Annotated in this window: 4 protein-coding genes; all 4 read left to right on the top strand. The window is 67.4% G+C overall.

The window, feature by feature from the left end; genetic code table 11:
* Nucleotides 1–266: glyoxalase superfamily protein (locus ACIQ67_RS20240; protein WP_397536175.1), on the top strand; the 266-nt coding region annotated here is incomplete at its 5' end.
* 33 nt (nt 267–299) lie between these two features.
* Complete coding sequence (locus tag ACIQ67_RS20245; protein ID WP_397536176.1) at nt 300–860, top strand: hypothetical protein; 561 nt, start codon at nt 300–302, stop codon at nt 858–860.
* A complete protein-coding gene (locus ACIQ67_RS20250; RefSeq protein ID WP_397536177.1) occupies nt 860–2602 on the top strand; it encodes an ABC transporter ATP-binding protein/permease in 1743 nt (580 codons plus the stop codon). Before ACIQ67_RS20245 ends, ACIQ67_RS20250 begins: the two co-directional genes overlap by 1 nt.
* 13 nt (nt 2603–2615) lie before the next feature.
* Nucleotides 2616–3266 (top strand): formate/nitrite transporter family protein (locus ACIQ67_RS20255; RefSeq protein ID WP_397536178.1); only part of this gene is annotated, 651 nt, incomplete at its 3' end.

Here is a 3266-nt window from a genome sequence, read left to right on the forward strand (position 1 = left end):
GGCAGCATCAGTTCGAGCCCGGCTACCCGCTGTTCCTGCAGCTGACGCGTGCGGGCCAGACCCTGTTCCTGACCGAGCACAGCGGCGATTGCCAGGTCGGCGGCGCGATCTACTTCATCGTGCCGGACGCCGATGCCTGCCATGCCGCGTTTGCCAGCCGGGGCATCCAGGCCGATGCGCCGCCGGCCGACACGCCCTGGGACACCCGCGAGTTCATCGTCACCGATCCGGACGGCAACCGGCTGCGCTTTGCCAGCGATCTCTGAGTCGCAGCCGCTGCTCGTGGCACCATCAGGCCCATGGAATTCCGCCTGATCTACGAAGGTCCCCTGCACGGCCAGGGCGCCAAGTCACCACACAAATGGGAGATCCGCCGCGCGCTGCATCCGCAGCTGGAGCGGCTGTGGCAGGTGCGGCGGCCGCTGCATGAGGCCTCGGGCCATCTGCTGGCCCACCCGGCGCGGCCGGGCCAGACCTCGGTGATCGTCGAGAAAGGCGGCATGCTGTTCGCGCCGCTAGTGACGCAGCGCCTGGATCTCTATGTCGAGCTGTCGGTGCTGCTGTTCCGCCAGCAGCCGCGCGGCGCGCTGATCACCGATGGCGGCGATATCGACAACCGCCTGAAGACCCTGCTCGACGGCCTGCGCGTGCCGCATGGCTCGAACGAAGGGCGGCAAACCCTGCCCGATCAGCCCGACCCGCGGCCGATGTTCTGCCTGCTGGAGGACGATGCGCTGGTCAGCAAGGTGACGGTGGAGTCCGAACAGCTGCTGCGGCCGGCCAAGCCCGATGAGGTGGTGGCGGTGATCTCGGTGAACATCAAGCGCACCATGCTGACGCCGCACAACCTGGCCTTCTGATGAGCGCCGCCACCGAAACCAATGGCATCGCGCCGGGTTTCAACGCCGGCTTGTGGCGCCGCTTCACCACCATCGCCGCGCCCTACTGGCGCGCCTCGGATGAGCGCTGGCGCGCACTGGGCCTGCTGGCCCTGCTGATCCTGCTGCTGCTGGGCCAGACCGGCTTCAACCTGCTGTTCAACCACGAGAACGGCGAGTTCACCTCGGCGCTGGCAGCGCGCGACGCCGAGCGATTCTGGGCCTCGATCCAGCGCTACACCTGGATCCTGGCGGCCGGCGTGCCGATCTACGCGCTCTACTACTACGTGCGCGACACACTCAGCCTGCGCTGGCGGCGCTGGCTGACCGATCACTTTCTGCAGCGCTATTTCACGCAGCGCGCCTACTACCGGCTCAACACGCCGGATGCGATCGACAACCCCGACCAGCGCATCGCCGAGGACATCAACAGCTTCACTGGCCAATCGCTGTACTTCTCGATGGTGGTGTTGGGCGCACTGCTGCAGATGGTGGCCTTCGCCAGCGTGCTGTGGGCGATCTCGCGCACCCTGGTGTATTTTTTGATCGGCTATGCGCTGCTGGCCACACTGTTCACCGGCTGGGCCTTTGGCAAGAAGTTGATCGCGCTGAACTTCAAGCAGCTGCAGCGCGAGGCCGATTTCCGTTTCAACCTGGTGCGCGTGCGCGAGCATGCCGAGCCGATAGCGCTGCACGACGGCGAGGCACGCGAGATGAGCACGCTCAAGCGCATCTTCGGCGCGCTCTACGCCAACTACCAGCAGGTGCTGCGCTGGCAGTTCAAGCTCAACCTGTTCCAGTACGCGCACAGCTTTCTGACCATCGTGCTGCCCAGCATCATCATCGCGGGCGACGTGCTTTCAGGCGAGCTGGAGGTGGGCCGCGCAGTGCAGGCGGCCGGCGCCTTTGCCGCCATACTGAGCGCGCTGACGGTGATCGTCGAACACTTCGAGAGCCTGAGCCGCTTCTCGGCCGGCGTGAACCGCCTGCACGCCTTCGCCAGCACGCTGGACGCGCAGGGCGCGGTGCTGGACGGCAGCACCGCCGGCAAATCGCAGATCGATGTGCAGCCCGATATGCAGCTGGGCTTGCGCGCGCTGACCGTCTACACGCCGCAGTACGAGCATCTGTTGGTCCGCGATCTGACGCTCAGCATCGAGCCCGGCCAGGGCCTGGTGATTGCCGGCCCCAGCGGCGCGGGCAAGAGCTCGCTGCTGCGTGCCATCGCCGGCCTGTGGACCAGCGGCGAGGGTCAGGTCTTGCGGCCGGCCGGGCCGGACATGCTGTTCCTGCCGCAGCAGCCCTATCTGCCGCCCGGCGACCTGCGCTCGCAGCTGCTCTACCCACATTGCGAGCGCCACATCTCGGATGCCGAGCTGCAGGAATGGCTGGAGCGCGTCAACCTGCCCGATCTGGCGCAGCGCTTTGGCGGCATGCACCGCGAGCTGGACTGGGCCAAGCTGCTGTCGGTAGGCGAGCAGCAGCGCCTGGCCTTTGCGCGCGCACTGCTGGCCAAGCCGCGCTACCTGCTGCTGGACGAAGCCAGCAGCGCGCTGGATGCGGCCAACGAGGCGCGGCTCTACAGCCAGCTGGCCGAGTTCTCGATCACGCCCATCAGCGTGACCCACCACCAGAGCCTGCTGCAATACCACCGCCAGGTGCTGGAGCTGCCCGGCGATGGCAGCTGGAGCCTGCACGCGGCGGCCGACTATCACTGGAGCTGAGGGAGTCTCGACGATGGCTGAGCTGTTCGGATCGGACGCCTATGCGCCCAAGGAGATCGCCGCGCGCGTCAGCGAGGTGGGCGTCGGCAAGGCGCGGCTGCCGCTGCTGACCGTCACGCTGCTGGGCCTGCTGGCCGGTGCCTTCATCGGCCTGGGCGCGCTGATGTTCACGCTGGTGGCCAGCGATGCAACGCTGTCCTTCGCGGTCTCGCGCCTGCTGGGCGGCCTGGTGTTCTCGCTGGGGCTGGTGCTGGTCAGCATCGCCGGTGCCGAGCTGTTCACCGGCAACAACCTGATCGCGATGGCCTGGGCCAGCGGCCGCGTCAGCACGGCCGAGCTGCTGCGCAACTGGGCCATCGTCTGCCTGGCCAATTTCGTCGGCGCGGCCGGGCTGGCACTGCTGGTCTGGCTGTCGGGCCATGGCGAGCTGAACGGCGGCCGGGTGGGTGAGGCGGTGATCCGCATCGCCAGCGCCAAGGCCCAGCTGAGCCTCACCGAAGCCTTCTTTCGCGGCGTGCTGTGCAATGTGCTGGTCTGCATAGCGGTGTGGATGACGCTGGCCGGCCGCAGCGTCACCGACAAGGTGCTGGCCATCGTGTTCCCGATCACCGCCTTCGTGGCCGCTGGCTTCGAGCATTCGATCGCCAATATGTACTTCTTCCCG

Origin of the sequence: Roseateles sp., from assembly GCF_044373315.1 — a bacterium.
Classification (GTDB): domain Bacteria; phylum Pseudomonadota; class Gammaproteobacteria; order Burkholderiales; family Burkholderiaceae_C; genus JACDQM01.

Coding starts and splice junctions, on each gene's coding strand:
- ACIQ67_RS20245 (WP_397536176.1), top strand. CDS start 300: ATGGAATTCCGCCTGATCTACGAAGGTCCCCTGCACGGCCAGGGCGCC.
- ACIQ67_RS20250 (WP_397536177.1), top strand. CDS start 860: ATGAGCGCCGCCACCGAAACCAATGGCATCGCGCCGGGTTTCAACGCC.